The 22,208-nt window shown below is 54.6% G+C and carries 22 protein-coding genes, 2 tRNA genes, 1 pseudogene and 1 other annotated feature; of the genes and pseudogenes, 12 read left to right on the top strand and 13 right to left on the bottom strand.

Features of this window, described 5'->3' with window-relative positions; all coding sequences use genetic code 11:
- Nucleotides 1-384: 384 nt before the first annotated feature.
- Nucleotides 385-1,551, top strand: coding sequence for a UDP-glucose 6-dehydrogenase (gene ugd, locus WM95_RS15780; RefSeq protein WP_063409310.1), 1,167 nt, complete (start codon nt 385-387; stop codon nt 1,549-1,551).
- A gap of 49 nt (nt 1,552-1,600) precedes the next feature.
- Here ugd and WM95_RS15775 read toward each other — a convergent pair whose 3' ends face one another.
- On the bottom strand, nt 1,601-2,605 hold the full coding sequence (locus WM95_RS15775; RefSeq protein WP_063409311.1) for an NAD-dependent epimerase: 1,005 nt from the start codon (nt 2,603-2,605) through the stop codon (nt 1,601-1,603).
- Nucleotides 2,606-2,799: 194 nt separating this feature from the next.
- On the opposite strand from WM95_RS15775, the gene wzzB reads away from it, so the two are divergent.
- Nucleotides 2,800-3,780, top strand: coding sequence for an LPS O-antigen chain length determinant protein WzzB (gene wzzB / locus WM95_RS15770; protein WP_063409312.1), 981 nt, complete (start codon nt 2,800-2,802; stop codon nt 3,778-3,780).
- A gap of 39 nt (nt 3,781-3,819) precedes the next feature.
- On the opposite strand, the gene hisIE is transcribed toward wzzB, so the two are convergent.
- From hisIE to hisL, 9 genes are all read right to left on the bottom strand, one after another.
- Nucleotides 3,820-4,431, bottom strand: coding sequence for a bifunctional phosphoribosyl-AMP cyclohydrolase/phosphoribosyl-ATP diphosphatase HisIE (hisIE, locus tag WM95_RS15765; protein ID WP_063409313.1), 612 nt, complete (start codon nt 4,429-4,431; stop codon nt 3,820-3,822).
- Entirely contained in the window at nt 4,425-5,201 is a 777-nt protein-coding gene (gene hisF / locus WM95_RS15760; protein WP_063409314.1) for an imidazole glycerol phosphate synthase subunit HisF, read from the bottom strand. Before hisF ends, hisIE begins: the two co-directional genes overlap by 7 nt.
- Nucleotides 5,183-5,920 (bottom strand): 1-(5-phosphoribosyl)-5-[(5-phosphoribosylamino)methylideneamino]imidazole-4-carboxamide isomerase, encoded by a 738-nt coding sequence (hisA, locus tag WM95_RS15755; protein ID WP_063409315.1) that lies wholly within the window; start codon nt 5,918-5,920, stop codon nt 5,183-5,185. Before hisA ends, hisF begins: the two co-directional genes overlap by 19 nt.
- The gene (hisH, locus tag WM95_RS15750; RefSeq protein WP_063409316.1) at nt 5,920-6,510 is read right to left on the bottom strand and encodes an imidazole glycerol phosphate synthase subunit HisH; all 591 of its coding nucleotides are present in this window, start codon (nt 6,508-6,510) and stop codon (nt 5,920-5,922) included. The genes hisA and hisH overlap by 1 nt, the downstream gene beginning before the upstream one ends.
- A complete protein-coding gene (gene hisB, locus WM95_RS15745; RefSeq protein WP_032636078.1) occupies nt 6,510-7,577 on the bottom strand; it encodes a bifunctional histidinol-phosphatase/imidazoleglycerol-phosphate dehydratase HisB in 1,068 nt (355 codons plus the stop codon). Before hisB ends, hisH begins: the two co-directional genes overlap by 1 nt.
- Nucleotides 7,574-8,635 (bottom strand): histidinol-phosphate transaminase, encoded by a 1,062-nt coding sequence (gene hisC / locus WM95_RS15740; RefSeq protein ID WP_063409317.1) that lies wholly within the window; start codon nt 8,633-8,635, stop codon nt 7,574-7,576. The genes hisB and hisC overlap by 4 nt, the downstream gene beginning before the upstream one ends.
- On the bottom strand, nt 8,632-9,936 hold the full coding sequence (hisD, locus tag WM95_RS15735; protein ID WP_063409326.1) for a histidinol dehydrogenase: 1,305 nt from the start codon (nt 9,934-9,936) through the stop codon (nt 8,632-8,634). Before hisD ends, hisC begins: the two co-directional genes overlap by 4 nt.
- A 5-nt stretch (nt 9,937-9,941) precedes the next feature.
- Entirely contained in the window at nt 9,942-10,841 is a 900-nt protein-coding gene (gene hisG / locus WM95_RS15730) for an ATP phosphoribosyltransferase (RefSeq protein ID WP_063151869.1), read from the bottom strand.
- Nucleotides 10,842-10,886: 45 nt separating this feature from the next.
- Nucleotides 10,887-11,010, bottom strand: a sequence feature (His leader region).
- A complete protein-coding gene (gene hisL / locus WM95_RS27220; RefSeq protein WP_001364200.1) occupies nt 10,986-11,036 on the bottom strand; it encodes a his operon leader peptide in 51 nt (16 codons plus the stop codon). Its footprint overlaps the feature before it by 25 nt.
- Nucleotides 11,037-11,211: 175 nt before the next feature.
- Between hisL and WM95_RS15725 the strand changes: the two genes are divergently transcribed.
- The 4 genes from WM95_RS15725 to plaP all read left to right on the top strand — a co-directional run bounded on the left by WM95_RS15725 (nt 11,212) and on the right by plaP (nt 14,637).
- Nucleotides 11,212-12,036 (top strand): SDR family oxidoreductase, encoded by an 825-nt coding sequence (locus tag WM95_RS15725; RefSeq protein WP_023312364.1) that lies wholly within the window; start codon nt 11,212-11,214, stop codon nt 12,034-12,036.
- A 41-nt stretch (nt 12,037-12,077) separates the two neighbouring features.
- Nucleotides 12,078-13,007: a LysR substrate-binding domain-containing protein gene (locus tag WM95_RS15720; protein ID WP_063409318.1), complete on the top strand. Its 930-nt coding sequence runs from the start codon at nt 12,078-12,080 to the stop codon at nt 13,005-13,007.
- A 219-nt stretch (nt 13,008-13,226) separates the two neighbouring features.
- Nucleotides 13,227-13,289, top strand: coding sequence for a membrane protein YoeI (yoeI, locus tag WM95_RS27890; RefSeq protein WP_103791507.1), 63 nt, complete (start codon nt 13,227-13,229; stop codon nt 13,287-13,289).
- Nucleotides 13,279-14,637 (top strand): putrescine/proton symporter PlaP, encoded by a 1,359-nt coding sequence (gene plaP, locus WM95_RS15715; RefSeq protein WP_023312362.1) that lies wholly within the window; start codon nt 13,279-13,281, stop codon nt 14,635-14,637. The genes yoeI and plaP overlap by 11 nt, the downstream gene beginning before the upstream one ends.
- 118 nt (nt 14,638-14,755) lie before the next feature.
- Here plaP and sbcB read toward each other — a convergent pair whose 3' ends face one another.
- Nucleotides 14,756-16,192, bottom strand: a complete 1,437-nt coding sequence (gene sbcB / locus WM95_RS15710) for an exodeoxyribonuclease I (protein WP_369880866.1) — start codon at nt 16,190-16,192, stop codon at nt 14,756-14,758.
- A gap of 198 nt (nt 16,193-16,390) precedes the next feature.
- Between sbcB and dacD the strand changes: the two genes are divergently transcribed.
- From dacD to WM95_RS15690, 4 genes are all read left to right on the top strand, one after another.
- Nucleotides 16,391-17,557, top strand: a complete 1,167-nt coding sequence (gene dacD, locus WM95_RS15705) for a serine-type D-Ala-D-Ala carboxypeptidase DacD (protein WP_063409320.1) — start codon at nt 16,391-16,393, stop codon at nt 17,555-17,557.
- Nucleotides 17,558-17,676: 119 nt separating this feature from the next.
- Nucleotides 17,677-18,150, top strand: a complete 474-nt coding sequence (gene sbmC / locus WM95_RS15700; protein WP_023312359.1) for a DNA gyrase inhibitor SbmC — start codon at nt 17,677-17,679, stop codon at nt 18,148-18,150.
- Nucleotides 18,151-18,242: 92 nt separating this feature from the next.
- A complete protein-coding gene (locus WM95_RS15695) occupies nt 18,243-19,301 on the top strand; it encodes an FUSC family protein (protein ID WP_023312358.1) in 1,059 nt (352 codons plus the stop codon).
- Nucleotides 19,302-19,459: 158 nt separating this feature from the next.
- Nucleotides 19,460-19,795 (top strand): DUF496 family protein, encoded by a 336-nt coding sequence (locus WM95_RS15690; protein WP_008499467.1) that lies wholly within the window; start codon nt 19,460-19,462, stop codon nt 19,793-19,795.
- Between the two features lie 47 nt (nt 19,796-19,842).
- On the opposite strand, the gene WM95_RS15685 is transcribed toward WM95_RS15690, so the two are convergent.
- Nucleotides 19,843-20,178 (bottom strand): gamma-glutamylcyclotransferase family protein, encoded by a 336-nt coding sequence (locus tag WM95_RS15685; protein WP_063409321.1) that lies wholly within the window; start codon nt 20,176-20,178, stop codon nt 19,843-19,845.
- A gap of 53 nt (nt 20,179-20,231) precedes the next feature.
- Nucleotides 20,232-20,307 (bottom strand) — tRNA-Asn (locus WM95_RS15680).
- Nucleotides 20,308-20,468: 161 nt separating this feature from the next.
- Between WM95_RS15680 and emmdR the strand changes: the two are divergent.
- Nucleotides 20,469-21,922 (top strand): annotated as a pseudogene (gene emmdR / locus WM95_RS15675) (multidrug efflux MATE transporter EmmdR).
- Between the two features lie 103 nt (nt 21,923-22,025).
- Nucleotides 22,026-22,101, top strand: a tRNA-Asn gene (locus tag WM95_RS15670).
- Nucleotides 22,102-22,208: the final 107 nt, after the last annotated feature.

Genomic DNA, 22,208 nt, shown 5'->3' with positions numbered 1-22,208 from the left:
GCAAAAGATTATTTAAGTGGGAAGCTTTGTAGAAGTAATGGCCATAAGTTTTAAAAATAACGTTACCTACCATAAAATTCGCGAACCTCTATTCTGGATTAGCTATCTATATGCTAACTTAGGGGGGATTAATCTGAATTAATTTAGCCATATGAAGAAAACCTATCTCTCGCTCAGTTTTTTTCCAGCCACGATGTCCGCACGCTACCTTGCCTGAACCATCCTGCAGATTTAAAAGCAGTATAAAATACTGCAATATTTAATTTTTCCGGTCGTTTATACGCCTTGACATTAACTCTCCACACGAGGTAAAAACCTCAAAAGTTGCCTATTGCGGTGGGGCGATAGTCGCTCCCGGACACTTAATCTAAAGAAGTTAAATCAATGAAAATAACAATTTCCGGAACAGGGTATGTCGGTCTTTCTAACGGCATTCTGATTGCTCAGAACCATGAAGTGGTTGCGCTGGATATCGTACAGGCCAAAGTGGATATGCTCAATCAGAAGAAATCGCCGATTGTCGACAAAGAAATCCAGGACTATCTCAGCAATAAACCGCTGAATTTCCGCGCCACGACAGATAAAGAAGATGCATACCGCGATGCGGATTACGTCATCATTGCGACGCCTACTGACTACGATCCAAAAACCAACTATTTCAACACCTCAACCGTAGAAGCGGTTATCAAAGATGTTATTGCGATTAATCCTGATGCGGTGATGGTTATTAAATCGACCATTCCTGTCGGCTTTACCAAATCCATCAAAGAAAAGTTTGGTATTGATAATATCTTCTTCTCGCCAGAGTTCCTGCGTGAGGGGAGAGCGCTTTACGATAACCTGCATCCTTCCCGTATCGTTATTGGCGAACGCTCTGAGCGTGCTGAACGTTTCGCCGCGCTGCTTCAGGAAGGCGCAGTGAAGAAAGATATTCCGGTGCTGTTCACGGACTCCACCGAAGCGGAGGCGATTAAGCTTTTCGCAAACACCTATCTGGCAATGCGAGTCGCGTACTTCAATGAGCTCGACAGCTATGCAGAAAGTCTTGGGCTGAACACCCGCCAAATTATTGAAGGGGTTTGCCTCGACCCGCGTATTGGCAACCACTATAACAACCCGTCATTTGGCTACGGTGGTTATTGCCTGCCAAAAGATACCAAGCAGCTGCTGGCAAACTACCAGGCCGTGCCGAATAACCTGATATCGGCGATTGTTGACGCTAACCGTACGCGTAAAGATTTCATCTCCGATTCCATCCTTGCGCGCCAGCCGAAAGTGGTGGGCGTGTACCGTCTGATCATGAAGAGCGGTTCCGATAATTTCCGCGCCTCTTCCATTCAGGGGATTATGAAGCGCATCAAGGCGAAAGGCGTTGAGGTCATTATCTATGAGCCTGCCATGCAGGAAGATCAGTTCTTCAATTCCCGTGTGATCCGCGATCTGGATGCCTTCAAAAAAGAAGCGGATGTCATTATCTCGAACCGCATGGCGGAAGAGCTGGCTGACGTCGCAGACAAAGTCTATACCCGCGATCTCTTCGGTAGCGACTAAATCTCTTTCATGATGAAAAAACCCGGCTGATTTGCCGGGTTTTTTATTTTCAGACTTTGTAAAACTCGCGGTACCAGTCAACGAAGTTCTTCACGCCGTCTTTGACTGAGGTTTGCGGTTTAAAACCGATCACCTCATAGAGCGCTTTCGTGTCGGCGCTGGTTTCCAGTACGTCGCCCGGCTGGAGTGGCAGCATATTTTTCTCGGCTTTCTTGCCCAGCGCGTCTTCCAGCGCGGTGATGTAATCCATCAGTTCAACTGGCGAGCTATTACCGATGTTGTAAACGCGGTAAGGTGCTGAGCTGGTTGCCGGGGAGCCGGTCTCAACGGTCCAGCCTGCGTCAGGCTGCGGGATGACATCCTGCAGGAGAATAATCGCTTCAGCAATATCATCGATGTAGGTGAAATCGCGCTTCATCTTACCGTAGTTATAGACATCGATGCTTTTGCCTTCAATCATCGCCTTAGTAAATTTAAACAGCGCCATGTCCGGGCGTCCCCACGGACCGTATACGGTAAAGAAGCGCAACCCGGTGGTCGGCAGGTTGTAGAGATGCGAATAGGTGTGCGACATAAGCTCATTGGCTTTTTTGGTCGCGGCATAAAGTGAAACCGGGTGATCCACGGAATCGTCAGTGGAGAAGGGCATTTTGCGGTTGAGGCCATATACGGAGCTGGATGAAGCATACAGCAAATGTTGAACGCTGTTGTGGCGGCACCCTTCCAGCACGTTAAGATGACCAATTAAGTTCGCATCCGCATACGCGTGCGGATTTTCCAGGGAGTAACGTACGCCTGCCTGTGCGGCCAGATGAATGACCCGATCAAACTTCTCATCGGCGAAAAGCGCTGCCATCCCTTCCCGGTCAGCTAATTCCATCTTGTGGAAGGTGAAACGCTCAGACTGTAGCCGTTCCAGACGCGCCAGCTTCAAATTGACATCGTAGTAGTCATTCAGGTTATCAATACCGACAACCTGATGACCGGCCTCAAGTAGGCGTTTACTGACATTCGAACCGATAAAACCAGCTGTGCCCGTTACCAGAAATTTCATATCTTCCCTCATAAACCCAGATTCTTGCAGATGCGATAACGCATCACATGGTGTCTATGATAGCGCGAAGGGGGGCGAGTTACATAACGCATCTTTCCGATATAACTCATCGGATTCTTATAGAAAAATCCACAGCAATAGATAAACTATACGAACATAATTATGTTTCCCATTTTTCATCAGTTAGGGATTGTATGACGCAAAACAACAATAGCCAGGTCAGCCGAAGCAATGAGCCTGAGCAAATTGATTTACTCGATTTAGTGGTACAGCTGTGGCGTGGGAAGTGGATGATAGCAACGTTTGTTGTTGTTTTTATTGCCCTGGCTATTGGTTATCTGTCTGTTGCGAAAGAGAAGTGGACCTCAAGTGCAATTATTGCCCAGCCTGATGCTGCCCAAATAGCGACCTATTCAAACGCATTGAACATTCTCTATGGCAGTGCTGCCCCTTCAATGCTGGATATTCAAACGCGTGCGATTGGCCGTTTCAACTCCTCTTTCTCGGCGTTATCGCAGGCGCTGGATAATCAGGAAGATCCAGAAAAACTGACTATTGAGCCTGCTGTGAAAGGGCAAACGCTGCCGTTAAGCGTCTCCTACACCAGTACATCTGCAGAAGCGGCTCAAAAGCAGTTAGCGCAGTACATTCAGCAAGTTGATGAGCAAACGGCAAAAGAACTTGCCCTTGACCTTAAGGACAATATTAAGGAGCAGGTTAAAACCCTGAACGATTCCCTGGTAAACCAGGAGAAGGTCGCTCAGGAGCAGAAAGATCTGCGTATCAAACAGATCGTTGAGGCGCTGAAAAATGCTGAAGCGGCGAAAATCTCCTCGCCGCAGCTCCAGCAAACCCAGGATGTAACTCAGGAGACGATGTTCCTGCTGGGAAGCGAGGGGCTGAAGTCGATGATTCAAAACGAAGCCTCTCGTCCGCTGGTCTTTTCTACGGCTTACTATCAGACCCGGCAAAACTTGCTGGACATTCAAAATCTGAACGTAAACCCGGACACTATCCACGTCTACCGTTACGTCATGAAGCCGGATCTGCCCGTTCGTCGCGATAGCCCGAAAAAAGCCATTGTTCTGATCCTTGCCGTGCTGCTGGGCGGAATGATTGGTTCTGGTGTGGTATTGGGGCGTAACGCATTACGCAACTATAAGCCAAAAGCCTGATTTGCAGATTTAAAAAACCGGGGGAAATCCCCGGTTTTTTTATTTATGACGCTTTCGAAGATTCTCAATCACCGCCGTCAAATCCAGCTCCTGATCCTGCAGCAGAACCAGTAGGTGATACATCAAATCAGACGCTTCATTCGTCAGCTCCTCGCGGTCATGCACGGTCGCGGCCAGCGCGGTTTCAACGCCTTCTTCACCCACCTTCTGTGCAATACGCTTGGTTCCGCTGGCGTACAGCTTCGCGGTGTAGGAACTTTCAGGATCCGCCGTTTTACGCTCTGCCAGCAGCTGTTCCAGTTGATACAGGAACAACCACTGGTGGCTCGCCTCGCCGAAGCAACTGCTGGTGCCCTTATGGCAGGTTGGGCCGATTGGGTTTGCCAGCACCAGCAGACTGTCGTTGTCGCAGTCAGGCGCCATGCTGACCACGTTCAGGAAATGACCCGAGGTTTCCCCTTTGGTCCACAGGCGCTGTTTCGTGCGCGAGTAAAAGGTCACTTTACCGCTGTCGATCGTTTTCGCCAGCGCGTCCTGGTTCATATATCCCAGCATCAGCACTTCGCCTGAGACGGCATGCTGGACAACCACCGGCAGTAATCCGTCCGTTTTTTCCCAGTCCAGCTGCGCCTGTTGTTGCTCTGTTAACATACCCTGATCTCCACGCCCTGGCCGGCCAGGTACGTTTTTAACTCACCAATATTAATAATCTGTTTGTGGAACACGGACGCGGCCAGCGCGCCGTCCACGTTCGCATCGCGGAAGGCTTCAAGGAAGTGTTCCATGGTGCCCGCGCCGCCGGAGGCAATCAGCGGAACGTGGCAGACCGCACGGACTTTTTTCAGCTGCTCGAGGTCATACCCGTTACGCACGCCGTCCTGGTTCATCATGTTGAGGACAATCTCGCCCGCGCCACGCTTCTGCACTTCCTGCACCCAGTCGAGCGCTTCCCACTGCGTCACGCGCGTGCGGCTTTCATCCCCGGTGTACTGGTTCACGTGGTACTTGCCCGTTGCGGCGTCATACCAAGTGTCGATCCCAACCACAATACACTGCACGCCAAAACGATCTGCAAGGCGGGTAATAAGCTCCGGGTCGGCCAGGGCAGGGGAGTTGATAGAAATCTTATCGGCGCCAAAGGAGAGAATTTTGGCGGCGTCGTCAGCGGACTTAATCCCGCCCGCCACGCAGAATGGAATGTCGATCACTTCCGCCACGCGTGCCACCCAGCTTTTGTCGACCACGCGGCCATCGCTTGAAGCGGTAATATCATAAAAAACCAGCTCGTCGGCGCCTTCATCGGCATAGCGTTTTGCCAGCGGGACGATGTCGCCAATGATCTCGTGGTTGCGGAACTGCACGCCTTTCACGACCTGACCATCGCGTACGTCCAGGCAAGGGATTATCCGTTTTGCCAGCATTGAATCGCCTCCGTCACAGTAAATTTACCTTCCAGCAGGGCCCGGCCCACAATCACACCCTGAACACCGGTACCGCGCAGCGCGGCCACGTCCTCTATATTACCGATACCGCCAGAAGACTGGAACGCTACCTGCGGATAACGCGCGCAGACCTCTTCATACAGCGAGACGTTGGAGCCCGCGAGCGTTCCGTCCCGGGAGATGTCCGTGCACAACACGTGCTTCAGACCAACGGGAAGATAGATATCGACCAGCTCTTCCAGCGTCACGCCGGAGTTTTCCTGCCAGCCGCTAACGGCCACCTGCTTATTACCCTGTTCATCAATACGCACGTCCAGCGCCAGGACCAGGGCATCTGCACCAAAGCGGCGGAACCAGCCTTTCACGGTCTCAGGATCTTTCACGGCGGTTGAACCCACCACCACGCGGGCCACGCCAGCGTCCAGCAGTGCCGCAACGTCATCTTCCGTACGCACGCCGCCGCCGACCTGGACGGGCACATCAACACCCGCAACAAGTTGTTTAAGCAGCGGGATCTGGCGTTTCGCCGGGTCTTTCGCGCCCGTTAAATCCACCAGATGCAGTACCTGCGCACCCTGGGCGGCATAATCCTGCAGACGCGGCAGCGGGTCATTTCCGTAGTCGCGCTGCTGGCCGTAATCGCCCTGATGCAGACGGACAACCGTGCCGTCAATTAAATCTAAAGCGGGAATAATCATCACATCTCCAGGAAGTTTTTCAGCAGCTGCGCACCCGCGGCGCCAGAGCGCTCCGGGTGAAACTGCACGCCGAAGAAATTGTCTTTCTGTACGGCCGCCGTGAACGCCTCACCGTAGGTGCACTGGGCGATCGTATTTACGTTCACCGGCATGGCGTAGCTGTGCACGAAGTAAAAATACGCGCCGTCTTCGATGCCGCGAAACAGCCTGTCGCCCGCTTTGGCGTAGACGCGGTTCCAGCCCATATGCGGCAGAGGCAGGCCGCGATCGGACATTTTCGGCACGTCTTCGTCAATAATGCCCAGCAGGTCAACGCCGTTGCTCTCTTCGCTGCGGCGGCCCAGGATCTGCATGCCCAGACAAATGCCCAGTACCGGTTGGGTACAGGCTTTGATCAGGTCGACCAGCTCGCGTTCGCGAATCTGATCCATCGCCGCCTGCGCGGTGCCCACGCCCGGTAAAAAGAGTTTGTCGGCGCGCAGCACCACGTCCGGGTCACGGCTCACCGCCGGCTCATAGCCGTGGCGCGCAATCGCCGATTTCACGGAGTTCAGGTTGGCGCATCCGGTATCCAGAATGACCACATTCATTACAGCACTCCTTTCGATGAAGGCAGGGCGTCACCTTCTACGCGAATTGCCTGACGAAGGGTACGGCCAAAGGCTTTGAAGAGGCTCTCCACGCGGTGGTGGTCATTCTTGCCCTTGGTCTTCAGGTGCAGCGTCAGGCCCATGGTGTAGGACAGTGAGCGGAAGAAGTGCTCCACCATTTCGGTGCTCAGATCGCCCACGCGCTGGTAGGTGAAATCGGCTTTATACTCCAGGTGCGGACGACCGGAGATGTCCATCGCGCAGCGCGCCAGACACTCATCCATCGGCAGGACAAAGCCGAAACGGTTAATGCCGCGCTTGTCGCCGAGCGCCAGCTTCAGGGCTTCACCCAGCGCCAGGCCGGTATCTTCTACGGTGTGGTGATCGTCTATATAGAGATCGCCTTTTACCGTAATTTCCATGCGGAAACCGCCGTGGGTGGCAATCTGGTCCAGCATGTGATCGAAGAAACCGACGCCGGTGTGGATCTTGCTGCCGCCTTCACGGTCCAGCCAGACCTTCACATCAATCTGCGTCTCTTTGGTGTTGCGCTCAACGTGGGAATAGCGGTCGCGTTTTGTCAGCTGCTCGCCAATCTTCGCCCAGTTAAGGTTGTTACGGTCGTAGCGCAGCCCCGCGATGCCCATGTTTTCCGCCAGCGTAATATCGGTGATGCGATCGCCGATAACATAGCTGTTGGTTTTATCCAGCGCATCTTCAGCCAGATAGCGCTCTACCAGCTTCACCTTTGGCTTACGGCAGTCGCACTCGTCGGCCGGCATGTGCGGGCAAATCAGCACTTCATCAAATACCACGCCCTGAGAGGTCAGCACCTGCATCATCAGATTATGCGGGCCGTCAAAGTCCGCCTGCGGGAAGCTGTCGGTACCCAGACCGTCCTGGTTGGTGATCATCACCAGCTTAAAGCCTGCTTTTTGAAGCTTGAGCAGCACCGGGATCACGTCCGGTTCAAAAGCCAGCTTGTCGAATCGGTCGACCTGAAAATCGGCTGGTGGCTCCGAAATAAGGGTGCCGTCACGATCGATGAAAAGGATCTTCTGGGTCATACTTTCTCCGCTTTCAGGGCGTCAATCACGCGCTGGCTCTCTGCACGGGTGCCTACGGTAATGCGCAGGCACCCGCTCAGAGAAGGTTGTTTATTCTGGTCTCGTAAGATAATGCCCTGATCCCATAAAGATTTAAATACGGCACTCGATGCGGTGAAGCGCACCAGGATGTAGTTAGTTTCCGAGTCGAATACCTGCTCCACGCAAGGGATATCCTTCAGGGCGGTCACCAGATACTGACGTTCCTCCAGGATTTGCGCCACGCGCTCGCGCATCGCGTTGATCCCCTGTGGCGTCAGCGCCTGTGCCGCAATATCGGCAACCGGCGTTGAGAGCGGGTACGGGGCGATCACTTTCAGCAGCAGGTCGATGACCTCTTTATTCGCCAGGGTGAATCCGCAGCGCAGGCCCGCGAGGGCAAAGGCTTTTGACAGCGTACGCAGCACCACCAGGTGCGGATATTCTTCCAGCCAGCCAGCCAGCGTCGCCTGCGGGCAGAACTCGATGTAGGCTTCGTCGGCAACCACCAGCGCTTTACCGCGCGTCATCTCCAGCAGGGTGCGAATATCCTGCGGGTTGATAATCTGTCCGGTCGGGTTGTTCGGGCTACAGACAAAGACAACTTTTACGCCATCGAGATTGTCGGCAATGCCCTGCAGATCCAGCTGCCAGTTCTCCAGCGCCTGCACGTTGCGGCACGCTACGCCGAAGGTTTCCGCGCTGACGCTGTACATGCCGTAGGTCGGTTGGCAGTACATCATCGCGTCTTTGCCCGGTTCGCAGAAGGCGCGGATCAGTAGTTCAATGCCCTCATCAGCGCCGCGGCTGACCAGCACCTGCTCCGGCTTCACTCCCGCATAGTGCGCGTAGTTTTCAATCACGGCCTTCGGCTGACACTCCGGATAGCGGTTCAGCGTTTGCTGCGACAGCTCAAACTGCACCGCCGTCGGGAATTCGTTGGCGTTCAGCCAGACATCTCCTTTGCCTCCGAGACGACGCGCGGACTGATAAGGCGTCAGGCGACGGACATTTTCGCGGGCTAATTCTTCAATGTTCATGCTTGCTCCTTCAGGGCTGCAACGCGCAGCGTAACGGCATTTTTGTGGGCGGTCAGCCGCTCGGCGGCGGCCAGGGTTTCAATAGTAGACGCCAGTGACGCAAAACCTTCGCGGGAGAGCTCCTGCACGGTCATGCGTTTCTGGAAATCCGCCAGGCCAAGGCTCGAACAGGTAGAGGTGTAGCCATACGTGGGCAGCACGTGGTTGGTGCCGGAGGCGTAATCGCCCGCGGACTCCGGTGACCAGTCGCCGAGGAACACCGAGCCCGCGCTGGTAATGCTGTCAACCAGATCGCGCGCGTTGCGGGTCTGAATAATCAGGTGCTCCGGGCCGTACTGGTTAGAAATGGCAATGCACTGGTCCAGATCGCGCGCCACAATCAGGCGGCTGGCCGCTAACGCCTGGCGTGCCGTGTCGGCGCGGGGCAGGTCGGCAAGCTGACGCTCCACGGCTTCGCCCACGCGTTTCGCCATATCGGCATCCGGCGTCAGCAGGATGACCTGCGAGTCCGGGCCGTGTTCCGCCTGAGAAAGCAGGTCGGAGGCGACGAAGTCCGGCGTTGCGCCGCTGTCAGCAATCACCAGCACCTCAGACGGACCGGCAGGCATATCGATGGCCGCGCCGTCCAGACGCTGGCTGACCTGGCGCTTGGCTTCGGTCACATACGCATTGCCCGGACCAAAAATTTTGTCGACCTTCGGAATGGATTCCGTGCCGAACGCCAGGGCCGAAATCGCCTGCGCGCCGCCCACTTTATAGACCGCCTGCACGCCGCACAGCTTCGCCGCGTAGAGGATCTCGTCGGCAATCGGTGGCGGCGAGCACAGCACCACTTTCTGACACCCGGCAATCCGCGCGGGAGTCGCCAGCATCAGTACGGTGGAGAACAGCGGGGCAGAGCCGCCGGGAATATAGAGGCCGACTGACGCAACCGGGCGCGTGACCTGCTGGCATCGCACGCCGGGCAGGGTTTCAACATCCACGGTCTGCAGCTTTTGCGCTGTGTGGAAGGTATCAATGTTTTTCACCGCGACGGCCATCGCCTGTTTGATGTCGTCACCCAGACGATTGCTGGCATCAATGATTTCCTGCTCGGTAACCTTTAATGCGCCGACTTCCGTCTTATCAAACTTTGCGCTGTATTCACGCAGCGCGTCATCGCCGCGGGCTTTGACGTTATCCAGGATCTCCGCCACGGTGCGTGAGATGCTTTCTGAGGCGGAAATCGCCGGGCGCATCAGCAGCTCGCGCTTCTGTGCGTCGCTACAGTTATTCCAGTCGATGATTGTGTTAAAGCTCATGGCCATTACTCCATCATCTTCTCAATAGGCAGCACCAGGATGGAGCTTGCGCCCAGCGCTTTCAGTTTTTCCATGGTTTCCCAGAACAGGGTTTCGCTGCTCACCATGTGCATCGCCACGCGCTGCTGATCGCCCGCCAGCGGCAGGATGGTTGGGCGCTCAGCGCCCGGCAGGAGGGCAATCACTTCATCCAGACGCTCGGTTGGGGCGTGCATCATGATGTATTTAGACTCACGCGCCTGAATCACGCCCTGAATACGGGTCAGCAGCTTGTCGATCAGCTGCTGCTTGGCATCGGCCATCTCGCCGTCGCGCTGAATCAGGCACGCTTTAGAGCGGTAGATCACTTCCACTTCGCGCAGACCGTTGGCTTCCAGCGTCGCGCCGGTAGAGACGAGGTCACAGATGGCGTCCGCCAGACCCGCACGCGGCGCCACTTCAACGGAGCCGTTCAGCAGGCAGGATTTAAACTGCACGCCTTTCTGGTCGAGATAACGCTTTAACAGGTGAGGGTAAGAGGTGGCAATACGTTTGCCGTTCAGCGCGGCCGGGCCTTCCCACGCTTCGTCAACCGGCGTAGCCAGGGACAGGCGGCAGCCGCCGAAGTCCAGACGACGCAGTGTGAAGTAACGCGGATCTTCGCCCTGCGCGCGGCGGGTCAGCAGCTCTTCTTCCAGCACGTTTTCCCCGATAATGCCGAGGTCAACGACGCCATCCATGACCAGGCCGGGAATATCGTCATCACGAACGCGCAGAATGTCGATGGGCATGTTTTCAGCCAGAGCAATCAGGCGCTGGGTGTGCAGGTTAATTTTAATCCCGCAGCGGGCCAGCAGTTCGCGTGAATCGTCGCTCAAACGGCCTGATTTTTGAATAGCTATGCGTAAGCGTGAGTTATCTAACATTCTTTATTCCTCGTTAACCTGTTTTAACCTGTCTGAATTCGGTCCAAAAAAAAGCCCCCGGAAGAAGATCTTCCGGGGGCTTTTTCATGCGTTCATGCACCACTGGAAGATCCAAACGTCTTCCAGCACACATCGCCTGAAAGACTAGTCAGGATGATGGTGATGATGGTGGTGTTTAAATTGAACGCGTGTCATATAAATTCTCGATGAATGCTTATTCATTTGATGTCTTTTAACCTAAACCAGTTGTACGACATATTGCAAGGGCTTTTTTTGATCATTAATTCATTTCATATTGATGCTATGAATTGTGTGTTCTGCCGGGCTGGCGTAGCCTGATAAAAGACGAGTGAGAGTCAGGAGAATTCGCATGAAAAAGGTCGCGATTGTCGGTTTAGGATGGCTGGGAATGCCGCTGGCGATGTCATTAGCCGCGAAAGGCTGGCAGGTGACCGGGAGCAAAACCACGGCGGATGGGGTAGAGGCAGCGCGCATGTGCGGTATTGACGGCGTTGAACTGCGCCTTGAACCGGAGCTGGTGTGTGATGCTGACGATCTGGACACGCTGATGAACGTCGATGCGCTGGTGATCACGCTCCCCGCGCGGCGCAGTGGCCCGGGCGAGTCGTTTTATCTGCAGGCGATGCAGGAGATCGTCGACAGCGCGCTGGCGCACCATGTTCCGCGTATCATTTTTACCAGCTCGACGTCGGTGTATGGCGAAGTTGAGGGCGTGGTGAAAGAGAGTTCCGAGCGCCGTCCAGTGACGGCGAGCGGTCAGGTTCTGAAAGAGCTGGAAGACTGGCTGCATAATCTTCCCGGCACGCAGGTCGATATTGTACGTCTGGCGGGGCTGGTGGGTCCAGGCCGCCATCCGGGACGCTTTTTTGCCGGTAAGTCTGCGCCAGACGGCCAGCATGTCGTCAATCTTGTGCATCTTGACGATGTTGTAGGCGCGATTGAGCTACTCTTACAGGCTCCGAAAGGTGGACACATCTATAATATATGTGCACCTTCTCATCCGGCGCGCAGCACGTTTTACCCGCTAATGGCACGTCAGCTGGGCCTGGCGGCGCCGGTTTTCGGTGAGGCAAAGGATGACAGTAAAGGCAAAATTGTTGATGGCAATCGCATTTGTCATGAGCTGGGGTTTGAGTATCAGTATCCCGATCCGCTGGTGATGCCAATGGAATAAGACCCGCAGCGGAGACGATCGCGCACCAGAAGGGGGCGAGCATGAAACCGCTGCTGGATGTTCTTATTATTCTGGATGCTCTGGAAAAAGAGGGGAGCTTTGCCGCTGCGTCAGCAAAGCTCTACAAAACCCCATCTGCGCTGAGCTATACCGTTCAAAAACTGGAAAGCGACCTCAATATCCAGATCCTCGATCGCTCCGGACACCGCGCACGTTTCACCCGTACCGGACAGATGCTGCTGGAAAAAGGCCGTGAAGTCCTCCATACCGTTCGTGAGCTCGAAAAACAGGCCGTAAAACTCCATCAGGGTTGGGAAAACGAGCTGGTTATTGGCGTGGATGATACCTTTCCGTTTTCTCTCCTGACGCCGCTGATTGAAGCCTTCTATCAACACCACAGCGTGACCCGGCTTATCTTTATCAACGGTGTGCTGGGTGGCTCCTGGGATGCCTTAACGCAGGGCAGGGCGGACATTTTCGTCGGTGCACTCCATGAGCCTCCCCAGCTGAGTGATTTTGGTTTTGCCCGGCTGGGCGTGCTCGAGCAGGTATTTGCCGTGGCGCCCCATCACCCGCTGGCTCAGGAACCCGAGCCGCTTAACCGTCGCGTGATTAAAGGCTACCGCGCCATCGTGGTCGGGGACAGCTCTCGTCCGGAATGCTCGGTCTCCTCGCAGCTGCTTGATGAGCAGGAAGCTATTACCGTTTTCGACTTTAAAACCAAGCTGGAACTGCAAATAAGCGGCCTGGGCTGCGGCTATTTACCTCGCTATCTGGCGCAGCGGTTTATTGACAGCGGCGCGCTTGTTGAAAAACAGGTACTTGCTCAAAGCAGTAATGAATCGGTGTGGGTAGGCTGGAATGAACAAACTGCCGGGCTTGCAAGCGCCTGGTGGCGAGACGAGATTTTAGCAAATAGTGCTATCGCCGCCGTTTACTCTCAGCCCGGCGTCCAGAAATCAGCCAGTTAGTAAAAAGAAAATTGTCCCATGCTTTGCAAAGTATTGCCTTTTGTATCCGATGTGGGGCAAAATGCGGCCGCTGCAACCAAATGAATAATCGACGATATAAAAGGCGTCGGTTATTTTTTTTTGCATGTACGAAACGAAACTAAAAACCAAGAGGCCGGGCTTCGTACCGGATAGATATTTACTAAAATCCGACAGTTGTTGTCGCTGAGGAAGAAAGAAATGGGGCACTTTTTCGCTTACGTGGCGGTTATCACCGTAAAGGAGAATAACTATGTCGCATAACGCAACTCCAAACACCTCTCGCGTGGAATTACGTAAAACGCTTACGTTGATTCCGGTTGTTATGATGGGCCTTGCCTATATGCAACCGATGACGCTGTTCGATACATTCGGTATCGTATCAGGCCTCACAGACGGTCATGTGCCGACGGCTTATGGCTTCGCGCTGATTGCGATCCTCTTTACCGCGCTGAGCTACGGTAAACTGGTGCGTCGCTATCCGTCTGCCGGTTCCGCCTACACCTATGCCCAGAAATCCATCAGCCCGACAGTTGGCTTTATGGTGGGCTGGTCTTCGCTGCTCGACTATCTGTTCGCGCCGATGATCAACATTCTGCTGGCAAAAATTTATTTTGAAGCGCTGGTGCCGTCGATTCCATCCTGGATGTTCGTCGTGGCGCTGGTGGCCTTTATGACTGCCTTTAACCTGCGCAGCATTAAGTCCGTTGCCAACTTTAACTCCGTGATCGTCGTCCTTCAGGTTGTCCTGATTGCCGTTATTCTTGGCATGGTGATTTACGGTGTGTTCCACGGTGAAGGTGCCGGCACTCTGGCGAGCAGCAAGCCGTTCTGGTCTGGTGATGCCCATGTGATCCCGATGATTACCGGGGCAACCATTCTGTGCTTCTCCTTTACCGGTTTTGACGGCATCAGCAACCTGTCTGAAGAAACGAAAGATGCAGAGCGCGTGATCCCTCGTGCAATCTTCCTGACAGCGCTGATTGGTGGTCTGATCTTTATTTTCTCGACCTATTTCCTGCAGCTGTACTTCCCGGATATCTCCCGCTTCAAGGATCCGGATGCATCTCAGCCGGAAATCATGCTCTATGTGGCGGGTAAAGCGTTCCAGGTTGGCGCGCTGATCTTCTCCACTATTACCGTACTGGCGTCCGGTATGGCCGCGCATGCAGGCGTTGCGCGTCTGATGTACGTGATGGGCCGCGATGGCGTATTCCCGAAAAGCTTCTTCGGCTACGTGCATCCAACCTGGCGTACCCCGGCGATGAACATCATCCTGGTCGGTGCCATTGCGCTGCTGGCGATTAACTTTGACCTGGTGATGGCAACGGCGCTGATTAACTTCGGTGCGCTGGTGGCGTTCACCTTTGTTAACCTGTCGGTTATCTCTCAGTTCTGGATCCGTGAAAAGCGTAACAAGACGCTGAAAGATCACTTCCAGTATCTGTTCCTGCCGATGTGCGGTGCCCTGACCGTGGGCGCGCTGTGGGTTAACCTGGAAGAGAGCTCTATGGTGCTTGGCCTGATTTGGGCGGGTATCGGCCTGATTTACCTGGCCTGCGTCACGAAGAGCTTCCGTAACCCGGTTCCACAGTACGAAGACGTCGCGTAATGACTCGCCGGGTGGCGCTAGCGCTTGCCCGGCCTACAAAACGACACACCCGTAGGCCTGTGCCAGCGGGCAAAAAAAAGCCGGAGACATCGCCTCCGGCTTTTTTTATACCCCTCGCTCAGACAATCTCTTGAGCGTACTGGAACAGGGATTTCAACAGCGCCTGTTTCTCAGCATTTCCTTCATACTGGCCATAAAGCATTTCCAGCTCCTGGGCATAGCTGTTAAGAAACTCCTGGGTAAAGACATTGCGACGATGCTGCAGCCAGCGATCCTGCTCTGCCTCGTCCAGCGTGCCGGGGAAGTTACGCGCGCGGTAGTTAAACATCAGCTTTTCGATGCGTTTATCGGCGAAAGTAATATCCAGCGCCGGTAAGTTACGCGGCTCGGTTTGCAGAACGATATTCATCGCCGCGCGGTCGGCATCGCTGAAGAAGCCGTTGTAGAGCTGGGCATCCACGTTTTCAGACGGCACGAACGGCTCCGCCTCGGCAAAGATAGCAACCACTTTCTCGCGCACCTGCGGGTTTTCGCGCAGCACTTTCAGGTTATCGAGGCAGTGCTGCCGGTTAATGCCCAGTCTGTCCGCATCTTCCGGGCGCAGCGTATTCGCCTGCGCGAGTACCGGACATTTATTGATATGCACCAGTTTGACCGGCACCGCAGGCAGATCGCCGAGCTCATTTTTCGGGGTGTAAAGCCGTTCGCGCAGGCTGTCGCTGTCGAGCTCGAGCAGCGGCGAAATATCGCCGGCTAAATCCACCATGATGACCGCATTACGATTGTCCGGATGCCAGGCCAGCGGGGCAACCCAGCTGGTATTACCGCGCCAGGCGCCAAACATGCCGGAAATATGCACCAGGGGTTTCATCTGCGGCACGTCGATAAGGGTCATGAGCTTCTGCTTGCTGCGGTGGCTCAGCAGATACTCAAACAGCCGGGGCTGCGCGTTTTTCACCAGTTTCGCCATGGCAATGGTGGCATAGACGTCCGCCATCGCGTCGTGGGCATTGCTGTGCTCGATGCCGTTGGCGCGCGTCAGGTGTTCCAGCCGGAAGCTGGTCAGCCCTTCCTCATTTTCAGGCCAGTTAATGCCCTCAGGACGCAGGGCATAACAGGCGCGCATGATGTCGAGCAAATCCCAGCGTGAATTGCGGTTCTGCCAGCTCCAGGCATAGGGATCGTAGAAGTTGCGATAAAAGATGTTGCGCGTCACTTCGTCATCGAAGCGGATGTTGTTGTAACCGACCACGCAGGTATTGGGGACGGTAAACAGATCGTGGATGCGTCGGGCGAATTCTGCCTCGTTAACGCCTTTCTCGCGCGCTTCCTGAGGCGTGATCCCGGTGACCATGACCGCCCCGGGCTGCGGCAGGTAGTCATCAGCCGGTTTGCAGTAAAAGACCTCAGGCTCGCCAATAATGTTGAATTCGTCGTCGGTACGAATGGCGGCAAACTGCGCCGGTCGGTCCAGCGCCGGGTGCGTGCCAAAGGTTTCGTAGTCATGAAATAAAAAAGTCGGGCGAGCGGCAGAGTCAGACACCAGTAATACCATCCTGTTAAAAAATGACGTCACTATGGTAAACGATCGTGCGGTTCAGACCGAATAAAAAGCACCGCCGTGACGCAAATTTGCGCGCCAGCTTCAGAGAAAAATCTGCGTTCTGTCACATTTTTTTGCAATTAAGCCAGGTAACGACATCAGAACTCCCGTAAAAAGGTCATCGATTTTTAATGACCTGAGGATATACCGTTGAAACGCCGTCTGTTTATTGCTGTTTCTTTACTCGCTTCGAGTGTCTCATCTGCTTTTGCGGCCGAACCACTGGATTTTTCGCCGCAGGCTCCGGCCATTCAGGCTGGCTCCTGGGTGCTGATGGACTACACGACTGGTCAGATCTTAACGGCGGGCAACGAACATCAACAACGCAATCCGGCGAGCCTGACCAAGCTGATGACGGGGTATGTGGTTGATCGGGCCATTGATAGCCATCGCATTACGCCGGACGACATTGTCACCGTCGGGCGTGACGCGTGGGCAAAAGGCAACCCGGTTTTTGACGGCTCGTCGCTGATGTTCCTGAAAGAGGGCGATCGCGTCTCGGTGCGTGATTTAAGCCGCGGTCTGATCGTCGATTCCGGCAACGACGCCTGCGTGGCGCTGGCCGATCACGTGGCGGGCGGTCAGCCGCAGTTTGTGAAGATGATGAACGACTACGTGCAGAAGCTGAACCTGCGCGATACGCACTTTGAAACCGTCCACGGGCTGGACGCGCCGGGCCAGCACAGCTCGGCCTATGACCTGGCCGTACTTTCCCGGGCCATCATTCACGGCGAGCCTGAGTTTTACCATATGTACAGCGAAAAGAGCCTGACCTGGAACGGGATCACCCAGCAAAACCGTAACGGCCTGCTGTGGGATAAAACCATGAACGTGGACGGGCTTAAAACGGGGCACACCTCGGGAGCGGGCTTTAACCTGATTGCCTCCGCTGTTGACGGGGAGCGTCGTTTAATCGCGGTGGTGATGGGGGCGGACAGCCCGAAAGGACGTGAGGACCAGGCCCGGAAACTGCTGCACTGGGGGCAGCAGAACTTCGATACGGTGCAAATCCTGCACAACGGTAAAAAAGTGGGGACAGAGCGTATCTGGTACGGTGATAAGGAGCAGGTGAAACTGGGCACCGACCAGGACTTCTGGCTGGCCCTGCCGAAAGCGGAAGTGCCGAACATCAAAGCCAAATACGTGCTGGATAAAAAAGAGCTGGAAGCGCCGATTGCTGCGCATCAGCGGGTCGGGGAGATCCAGCTCTATGACCGCGACAAGGTGGTGGCGCACTGGCCGCTGGTGACGCTGGAAGCCGTTGATAAAGGTGGACTGTTCTCTCGCATGAGCGATTATCTCCACCACACGCTTTAACCGCTGATGGGCAGACTGGCAGGGTTGCGAGTCTGCTCACATAATAAACACTCCTCGTTTGCCGATAATAGTAATCCAGCCTTATAGTGTATAAATATACAGTAATAAATGGAGGCAGCATGGACTACAGCATCAAGCAGCAACATAAACGTAAGATTGCCGGTTTTCATTTGGTCGGACCGTGGGAACAAACGGTAAAACAGGGCTTTGAACAGCTGGTGATGTGGGTGGACGGGCGCCACATTGAGCCGCTGGAGTGGGTTGCGGTCTATTACGATAACCCCGACGAGGTCCCGGCAGAAAAACTGCGCTGCGATACGGCCGTTACGGTGCCGGACGATTTCGTTATTCCGGAAAACAGCGAGGGCGTCATGATGACGGAAATCGCGGCTGGGGATTATGCCGTGGCGACGGCGCGTGTGGAAAACTATGACTTCGCCACGCCGTGGTATCAGTTCTTTAATTCCCTGCTGCAGGACAATAAGTACCAGATGGCGCTCAAACCCTGCTTCGAGCGCTATCTTAATGACGGCAATGCAGACGGCTACTGGGATATCGAAATGTATATCGCGGTAGAGCATAAAACGGCTTAAGCCTGCTAAATGAAGGGTTTTTCAGCCGGGAGCGATCCGCCCGGCTGAAAACACAGTACAATTGTGATTTGCCGTGTAGCTGGAGAGCGGGTGTGCGTCCCGACAAATCATTAACCCCTTTTGAAATTCGGTTGTACAAACATTACCGCGTGGTGCACGGGTGTCGCATCGCGCTGGCTTTCGTATTGACGTTTGTGCTGGTCCGTTTGCTGGATGTTCCGGAAGGGACGTGGCCGCTGATCACCCTGGTAGTGGTAATGGGGCCCATCTCGTTTTGGGGGAACGTTGTTCCGCGCGCCTTCGAGCGAATTGGCGGGACGGTTTTAGGCTCGGCCCTTGGGCTTATTGCCCTTAAGCTGGAGCTTATCTCGTTTCCGGTGATGCTGGCATGGTGCGGTGCCGCCATGTTCCTGTGCGGCTGGCTGGCGTTGGGCAAAAGACCGTATCAGGCCTTGCTGATTGGGATTACTCTCGCGGTGGTTGTCGGTGCGCCCGCCGGGGATATGACCACGGCGCTGTGGCGAAGCGGGGATGTCATCCTGGGGTCATTGCTGGCAATGCTTTTCACCGGTATCTGGCCGCAGCGGGCTTTTCTGCACTGGCGTATTCAGATGGCGAACTACGTCACCGCCTTTAACCGCGTCTATCAGGCCGGTTTTTCCCCGAATCTGGTCGAACGTCCCCGGCTGGAAAAGCATCTGCAAACGATCCTCAACGATGTGGTCAAAATGCGCGGCCTGATCACGCCTGCCAGCAAAGAAACCCATATTCAGAAATCGATTTTCGAAGCCATCCAGACGGTAAGCCGCAATCTGGTCTGCATGCTTGAACTGCAGATCAACGCGCACTGGGCCTCGCGTCCCAGCCATCTGTTAATGCTGAACGCGCAAACCCTCAAAGAGACCCAGCAGATGACGCAGCAAACGCTGTTGACCATTGCCCATGCGCTCTATGAAGGGAACCCGCAGCCGATACTGGCCAACAGCGAGCGGCTGAATGAGATCGTCGCGGAGCTGAAGCAGTTAATCAATGAACGCCAGAGCGATAACGTGGCGGAAACGCCTATTCATGGCTACGTCTGGCTGAGCATGGAACTGGCGCGGCAGCTTGAGCTGTTATCGCACCTTATTTGCCGGGCGCTGCGCAAATAAAAGGCTTATGTGACGCCTGCTGCTTCGATTCAGCAGCAATTGGGGTTATGATAGCTTTAAACGATATACTCATTGTCATTCGCAGCCGCTGTCAGTAAGGTTATTGTTACAACGGTTGCCTTAACGAATCCGAATCTCACATTATCAGGGGTGTAAAAATGGAAACTACCAAGCCTTCGTTCCAGGATGTTCTGGAATTCGTCCGCCTGTTCCGCCGCAAAAACAAGCTGCAGCGTGAAATCCAGGACGTTGAGAAGAAGATCCGTGACAACCAGAAACGTGTTCTGCTGCTCGACAACCTGAGCGACTACATCAAGCCAGGTATGAGCGTTGAAGCTATTCAGGGCATCATCGCCAGCATGAAGAGCGACTATGAAGACCGCGTTGATGACTACATCATCAAAAATGCTGAGCTGTCCAAAGAGCGTCGTGACATCTCTAAAAAGCTGAAAGTGATGGGCGAAATCAAAAACGGCGAAGCAAAAAGCGAGTAATCGCAGCGAATAGTGAAAAAGGCTCTCTGGTGACAGAGAGCCTTTTTTTATGATTCAGAACGCGGCTGTAGCTGATAAATCCAGGCCTGAACCTGCTTGCCTTCAAGGGTGGTCACCGTGACCTCAACCCGATCGTAGCCGTCTTCAAATTCGTCCAGCATTTGCCAGTGTGCGGCAAGGTTATCCGAGATAAACAGATAGCCTTCGACGCGGGGGCCGTCAGGGTGGAGCACAATTCCCGGGAAGTCCGCCGCGGCGCCCCAGCCGCGTTCGTAAAACGTGCCGGATACGGAACCGGCCAGCCATTCGCCGCCGATGTTTTCAAGAATATGCGCATTAGAGTGGCCCGGGCGCAGCGTGCCGTAGACAAACAGAGCGTTCATTTTCCCTCATCCGCAAAGCAAAAAGCCTGCTTTAAAAGCAGGCTTTTTAAATTTGGCTCCTCTGACTGGACTCGAACCAGTGACATACGGATTAACAGTCCGCCGTTCTACCGACTGAACTACAGAGGAATCGTTGTGGAGGCTTATCTTAGCGGCGAAAAAAGTTTTGTCAAACCTGATCTTAGGGAAAATCGACTGATTGCTGATTCTGTCGTCAGTTTGTTGTAAATCCACACATCTTTTTCTGGAAAATACTTTGCAGGATTAGCATTTGTCCCCCATCATTTGAAATGGAGTTTCAACTTTTCTCGCTAAGGTCCATTTTGAACGTCACTGCCTCCTTACGCCAGGCGATAACTCGCACGCCATGGTATGCAAAACGTAAAAGCTATCGTGTCCTGTTCTGGCGTGAAATCACCCCTCTTGCCGTGCCTATCTTCCTGGAAAATACCTGCGTTCTGCTGATGGGGGTTTTGAGCACTTTCCTGGTGAGCTGGCTGGGAAAAGAGGCGATGGCTGGGGTTGGGCTAGCGGACAGCTTTAACATGGTGGTGATCTCGTTCTTTGCCGCCATAGACCTGGGGACGACGGTGGTGGTGGCCTTTAGCCTCGGCAAGCTTGATCCCAAACGTGCACGCGAGGCGGCCCGCCAGTCGCTGATGATCATGACCATTTTTTCGATCGTTCTGGCGGCGGTGATCCACTATTTCGGTAAAGAGATTATCGATTTTGTCGCCGGGGAGGCCACGAACGAGGTTAAAGACCTGGCGCTGACCTACCTGGAAATGACCGTCTTAAGCTATCCGGCGGCGGCCATTGCGCTGATTGGCAGCGGCGCGCTGCGCGGGGCGGGCAACACCAAAATTCCGCTGCTGATCAACGGCGGGATGAATATCCTGAATATCATTATCAGCAGCGTGCTGATCTATGGCGTGTTCTCGTGGGAGGGGCTGGGGTTCGTCGGTGCCGGACTGGGATTAACCATTTCACGCTATATCGGTGCGGCAGCCATCATCGGGGTACTGATGGCGGGGATTACCCCCTCCCTTCGTCTGACGCTAAAAAGCTATTTCCGCCCTTTTAATTCGCCATTATCTGGGAAGTGATGGGGATCGGCATTCCCGCCAGCATTGAATCGGTGTTATTCAACGGCGGGAAGCTGCTCACGCAGATGTTTGTCGCTGGGATGGGCACCGACGTTATCGCCGGTAACTTTATAGCCTTCTCTATTGCCTCGCTGATTAACCTGCCGGGTAACGCGCTGGGTTCGGCATCGACCATTATTACGGGTAAGCGGCTCGGGAAAGGGCAGATAGGCCAGGCGGAGCGGCAGCTGCGGCACGTGTTCTGGCTGTCGACCATTGGACTGACGCTGATCGCCTGGGGAACCGCGCCGTTTGCCGGGCTGATGGCCTCGTTCTATACCCACGAAGACGACGTTAAAGAGGTTGTTAAGATCCTCATCTGGCTCAACGCGGCCTTTATGCCCATCTGGGCGGCCTCATGGGTATTGCCCGCCGGGCTGAAAGGAGCGCGCGACGCCCGCTTTGCGATGTGGGTATCGATGCTCGGCATGTGGGGATGTCGCGTTGTCGCGGGGTATACGCTCGGGGTGATGCTCGGATGGGGGGTGGTCGGCGTCTGGCTGGGGATGTTCCTCGACTGGGCCGTGCGGGGCGCGCTGTTCTACTGGCGGATGGTCAGCGGGCGCTGGCTGTGGAAATATCCGCGAAAAAATGCCTGACAATTGCGCGAAGTGGAGAATAATTCGGCAAACGATCGGAAATATGCATTCTGCCTTTGACATCATGGGGGAGCATCGATAATATGCGCCCCGTTCACACGATTCCTCTGTAGTTCAGTCGGTAGAACGGCGGACTGTTAATCCGTATGTCACTGGTTCGAGTCCAGTCAGAGGAGCCAAATTTAAAAAGCCTGCTTTTAAAGCAGGCTTTTTGCTTTTCTGCGCAAGGTAAATGCAAAACGGCAACCTCGTTGCCGTTTTTAGTGTTTGCACCCTCTCCCGTGGG

This window comes from Enterobacter cloacae complex sp. ECNIH7, from assembly GCF_002208095.1.
In the GTDB taxonomy this organism is placed as follows: domain Bacteria; phylum Pseudomonadota; class Gammaproteobacteria; order Enterobacterales; family Enterobacteriaceae; genus Enterobacter; species Enterobacter cloacae_M.
Note: the sequence above shows the minus strand (reverse complement) of the source record. Positions and strands in the feature narration are given on the sequence as shown.

Bases quoted from the DNA above. Each gene is read 5' to 3' on its own strand.
- WM95_RS15720 (WP_063409318.1), top strand. From the start codon at position 12,078: ATGAAACCGCTGCTGGATGTTCTTATTATTCTGGATGCTCTGGAAAAA.
- ugd (WP_063409310.1), top strand. From the start codon at position 385: ATGAAAATAACAATTTCCGGAACAGGGTATGTCGGTCTTTCTAACGGC.
- hisH (WP_063409316.1), bottom strand. From the start codon at position 6,510: ATGAATGTGGTCATTCTGGATACCGGATGCGCCAACCTGAACTCCGTG.
- WM95_RS15685 (WP_063409321.1), bottom strand. From the start codon at position 20,178: ATGAACGCTCTGTTTGTCTACGGCACGCTGCGCCCGGGCCACTCTAAT.
- hisD (WP_063409326.1), bottom strand. From the start codon at position 9,936: ATGAGCTTTAACACAATCATCGACTGGAATAACTGTAGCGACGCACAG.
- WM95_RS15725 (WP_023312364.1), top strand. From the start codon at position 11,212: ATGAAAAAGGTCGCGATTGTCGGTTTAGGATGGCTGGGAATGCCGCTG.
- sbcB (WP_369880866.1), bottom strand. From the start codon at position 16,192: ATGGTATTACTGGTGTCTGACTCTGCCGCTCGCCCGACTTTTTTATTT.
- WM95_RS15690 (WP_008499467.1), top strand. From the start codon at position 19,460: ATGGAAACTACCAAGCCTTCGTTCCAGGATGTTCTGGAATTCGTCCGC.
- hisA (WP_063409315.1), bottom strand. From the start codon at position 5,920: ATGATTATTCCCGCTTTAGATTTAATTGACGGCACGGTTGTCCGTCTG.
- hisF (WP_063409314.1), bottom strand. From the start codon at position 5,201: ATGCTGGCAAAACGGATAATCCCTTGCCTGGACGTACGCGATGGTCAG.
- sbmC (WP_023312359.1), top strand. From the start codon at position 17,677: ATGGACTACAGCATCAAGCAGCAACATAAACGTAAGATTGCCGGTTTT.
- WM95_RS15775 (WP_063409311.1), bottom strand. From the start codon at position 2,605: ATGAAATTTCTGGTAACGGGCACAGCTGGTTTTATCGGTTCGAATGTC.
- hisIE (WP_063409313.1), bottom strand. From the start codon at position 4,431: ATGTTAACAGAGCAACAACAGGCGCAGCTGGACTGGGAAAAAACGGAC.
- wzzB (WP_063409312.1), top strand. From the start codon at position 2,800: ATGACGCAAAACAACAATAGCCAGGTCAGCCGAAGCAATGAGCCTGAG.
- plaP (WP_023312362.1), top strand. From the start codon at position 13,279: ATGTCGCATAACGCAACTCCAAACACCTCTCGCGTGGAATTACGTAAA.
- hisB (WP_032636078.1), bottom strand. From the start codon at position 7,577: ATGACCCAGAAGATCCTTTTCATCGATCGTGACGGCACCCTTATTTCG.
- hisC (WP_063409317.1), bottom strand. From the start codon at position 8,635: ATGAACATTGAAGAATTAGCCCGCGAAAATGTCCGTCGCCTGACGCCT.
- hisG (WP_063151869.1), bottom strand. From the start codon at position 10,841: ATGTTAGATAACTCACGCTTACGCATAGCTATTCAAAAATCAGGCCGT.